Source organism: Undibacterium sp. GW821-FHT11H02, from assembly GCF_058808015.1.
Genome location: NZ_JBXARG010000045.1, coordinates 1 through 1335, shown reverse-complemented (window position 1 = coordinate 1335; position 1335 = coordinate 1). Strand labels below are relative to the sequence as shown.

1 protein-coding gene is annotated in these 1335 nt (G+C 46.9%); it reads left to right on the top strand.

Annotated elements, in window-relative coordinates; genetic code table 11:
* The first annotated feature begins 69 nt into the window (after positions 1-69).
* Positions 70-1299 (top strand): IS256 family transposase, encoded by a 1230-nt coding sequence (locus AC1RR2_RS20865; RefSeq protein WP_493224213.1) that lies wholly within the window; start codon positions 70-72, stop codon positions 1297-1299.
* The last annotated feature ends 36 nt before the right edge of the window (positions 1300-1335 follow it).

Sequence of the window (1335 nt, the reverse complement as noted above, 5' to 3'; positions counted from 1 at the left end):
GAGGGTGTAAAAAATTTTGTGTAAACGGACATTTTGCAGGAAACTGCGCAATTGCATGGAGCAATGATAATGACCGTAGACAAAAAGCCTTTTTCCAATGAACTCATTGATGCCCTATTGGGTGACTATAAAAAGCCCGAAGACCTCGTTGGTGAGAATGGGTTGTTAAAACAGCTAACCAAAGCCTTGGTTGAGCGTGCGCTACAAGCAGAAATGACTGACCATCTCGGCCATGGCAAGAATCAATTGGTTGCCAATGAGGCAGGCAACACTCGCAATGGACGCAGTAAAAAGACCCTCAAAGGCGATTTTGGTGCCTTACCGATCGACATTCCACGCGACCGGGCTGGCACTTTCGAACCTCAGCTCATTACCAAACATCAAACACGCTGGACGGGATTTGACGATAAAATTTTATCGCTCTATGCCCGTGGCATGACGGTACGTGAAATTCAAAGTCATCTACAAGAAATGTATGGCACAGAAGTTTCACCTACCTTGATTTCCTCGGTCACAGACGCAGTGATAGAAGAAGTAAAGGCATGGCAATCTCGCGCTCTTGATACGCTCTATCCTATTGTCTACATGGACTGCATCCACGTCAAAGTACGTGACAGTGGTGCTGTCAAGATCAAGGCTCTCTATCTTGCCATTGGCATCAATCTCGATGGTATGAAAGAAGTTCTTGGAATGTGGATGGCTCAAACAGAGGGCGCCAAGTTCTGGCTACAAGTGGTCACAGAACTCAAGAATCGAGGCGTCGCTGATATCTTTATTGCTTGCGTAGATGGATTAAAGGGCTTTCCTGAGGCGATTGAGGCGGTCTTCCCACAGACGACCGTGCAGCTATGTATCGTGCACATGGTGCGGCACAGCTTGAATTTCGTTGGATGGAAAGAGCGGAAAGAAGTGGCAGCCGATTTGCGCAGAATTTACGCTGCTGTCACGGTAGACCAAGCAGAAGCGGAACTGACGGAATTTGAGATGAAATGGGGTGCAAGATTTGCGCCAATCGGACAGTCCTGGCGCCGGAACTGGCCTCGCCTGACGCCATTCTTTGATTATCCGCACGACATACGAAAAGTGATTTACACCACCAACGCAATTGAATCGGTGAATATGAGTTTGCGTAAAATCACCAAGACGCGAGGTTCGTTTCCTACCGATGAGTCAGTCTTTAAATTGTTTTATCTGGCGCTTAACAACATTAGCCAAAAATGGTCAATGCCAATTCGAGACTGGAAAGCGGCGTTAAATAGATTTACTATTCAGTTCGGCGACCGTATGCCTGTAGCTTAACTTAAACACCGTTTACACAAAATTCAGGACACCCCC

Excerpts from the sequence above, each read along its gene's own strand:
- AC1RR2_RS20865 (WP_493224213.1), top strand. The coding sequence starts at position 70 with ATGACCGTAGACAAAAAGCCTTTTTCCAATGAACTCATTGATGCCCTA.